Here is a 2,305-nt window from a genome sequence, read left to right on the forward strand (position 1 = left end):
GGTTTCAATTCCGCAAAGCGTCGTGGCAGCGATCCCGCAGGAGATCAACTGGATCATCCGGGTGGATGGGCACACCGATTCGTCACCGCTGCTGGGGCATCCGAAATTCGCCGACAACTGGGAACTCAGCCAAGGCCGGGCGCTGTCGGTGGTGCGCTACATGGTTGAGGCGCTTGGGGTGCCGCCGTCGCGGCTGGCGGCCAACGGGTTTGGCGAATACCAGCCGGTGAACCCGTCGGACACAGCCGAAGCGCGCGCCCAGAACCGGCGGATCGAGCTGAAGTTCACGGAAAAATAGCTGGAAATTCGGTTGAGGAACGTGTGCGTCGCTGCGAGCGGTTGATCAGCTGTACGTTCGTCACCGGCAGACCCGTTGCCTGCAATGTGCAACCCGCTTCACTAATGGAGACAAGCTACTAGTTACGCACGGGTTGCGGCCCCACCGGGCAGCAGGGCAACCTTAAATCTATTGCAATTTCGGGAGTTATCAAATCCAGGTACTGAAATATGCAGTACAGATGCGGTCGCTGGATCCGCAAGCGAGGTCTCCCTTCCGGCTTTGACTGCCCCTAGGGCAACCGTTCCCGTTGGACCCGGCAGCGGCCAGCGCGTGCGCCCCGGCCGCGTATCTGGATAAGGCCTGATACTATGAACCCGGTCACTATGAAGCGGAAAACTGTAAGGCCGGTTACTGGGAGGCGGGGTCTTCCGGCAGCGCGATCACCATGCTGCGGGTAAAGCTGTCAACCTGTCGGCCGTCCCGCAACAGACGGGCCGTGCCGGTATACGTGCCCTCCGGCCATTGCCCGCCGCGCAGCCGACGGCCGGCGGCGCGGAAAAACTGGGCCTGGTTTTTGTTCAGTGCTTCGCTGTGAGAGACCAGTTCGCCGCCAGGGCCTCTCACCGTCAGGTCAAGCTGGTCGCCTGCCAGACCGCCAAACGCGTAGGCCCAGAATACAAACGCAGGCGCATCTGCTGCCAGCGGTGCGGTGTCCGCGGTGCCCGCCTTGATCGCACTGTATTCAGGGATTGCCGCGCTGAAACCGGTCCCCAGCACGCCGCCCGGCTGATAGGCCGGCGGATCCGCCCAGAGTGTCTTACCGGCAGGGGCGCCGCAGGTATCAAGGCTTTCCGGCGCAAAAGGATCCACCACCGCGCCGTCCTTGCGCACAGACAAATGCAGGTGCGGGAACTGGGTCTTGCCAGAGAGACCGGCCTCGCCCAGAATATCGCCGGGCTTGACCTTCATGCCGCTTTGCACCCGGACCGAACCGCGCTTCATGTGGCAGTATTGGGTTTCCCATCCGTTGCCGTGGCGCAGGACCACCCCGTTGCCGCATTCCTTACCGTCGATTTCTGCGGCATTATCATCGGTAGCATACTGGTCCGCCATGCTGTTGCGGGTGCCAAGGACTACACCACCAGCTGCCGCCCGCACCGCGACGCCTGCCTGCATGTCCGACAGGTAGGGCAGGGCGATATCCGTTCCTTTGTGGCCATCATAACTCAGCGGGCCGCAGGTGAAATCCGTGGCACCGGGGCCGGGATCGTGGTCGACGAACTGCTGGATGTGACAGGTGTCGCCCAAAGTGCAGTCCAGCGGGAACTGCAAAAGAAAATCGCCCGCCGCGGCGGGCGCGGCGAGCGATACTGCGGTGATCAGCGCTGCAAGGCGCATCAGTCTGCAGTCAGCAGCGGCGGCTTGTCGCCGGAGATCCGCGGCTTGCTTGGCCCTTCCAGGCGCAACTCCAGCTTGCCGTCCTTGATGCCAACCTTGACGATACCGCCTTTGGTCAGCTTGCCGAACAGAAGCTCCTCGGCCAGCGGCTTCTTGATGTGCTCCTGGATCACCCGGCCCAGAGGCCGCGCGCCCATGCGGTCGTCGTAGCCCTTGTCAGCGAGCCATTCAGCTGCCTTGCGGGTCAGCTCGATCGAGACATTGCGGTCCATCAGCTGGGCTTCCAACTGGAGGACGAATTTCTCGACCACCTGCAGGATCACCTCTTTGCCGAGCGGCGCGAAGGAGATCACCGCATCCAGGCGGTTGCGGAATTCGGGCGTGAACGTGCGTTCGATCGCGGCGGTGTCTTCACCCTCGCGGCGGTCGCGGCCAAAGCCGATAGCGGCTTTCGCCTGTTCCGACGCGCCGGCGTTCGAGGTCATGATCAGCACCACGTTGCGGAAATTCACCGTGCGGCCGTTGTGGTCGGTCAGCTGGCCGTTGTCCATCACCTGCAACAGGATGTTGTAGACGTCCGGATGCGCCTTTTCCATTTCATCAAGCAGCAGCACGCAGTGCGGGTGC

Annotated in this window: 3 protein-coding genes; 1 reads left to right on the forward strand and 2 read right to left on the reverse strand. The window is 62.7% G+C overall.

The genetic code is table 11. The features are described 5' to 3' along the window. Positions 1-298 (forward strand): OmpA family protein (locus tag A2I95_RS32155; RefSeq protein WP_291736363.1); only part of this gene is annotated, 298 nt, incomplete at its 5' end. A 390-nt stretch (positions 299-688) separates the two neighbouring features. On the opposite strand, the gene A2I95_RS32160 is transcribed toward A2I95_RS32155, so the two are convergent. Beyond that, on the reverse strand, positions 689-1,678 hold the full coding sequence (locus A2I95_RS32160; protein WP_027258084.1) for a M23 family metallopeptidase: 990 nt from the start codon (positions 1,676-1,678) through the stop codon (positions 689-691). Next, on the reverse strand, positions 1,678-2,305 hold a 628-nt coding region (locus tag A2I95_RS32165; RefSeq protein WP_291736365.1), incomplete at its 5' end, for an AAA family ATPase. The genes A2I95_RS32165 and A2I95_RS32160, both read right to left, overlap by 1 nt.

The organism is Leisingera sp. F5, from assembly GCF_001593695.1.

Bases quoted from the DNA above. Each gene is read 5' to 3' on its own strand.
- A2I95_RS32160 (WP_027258084.1), bottom strand. From the start codon at position 1,678: ATGCGCCTTGCAGCGCTGATCACCGCAGTATCGCTCGCCGCGCCCGCC.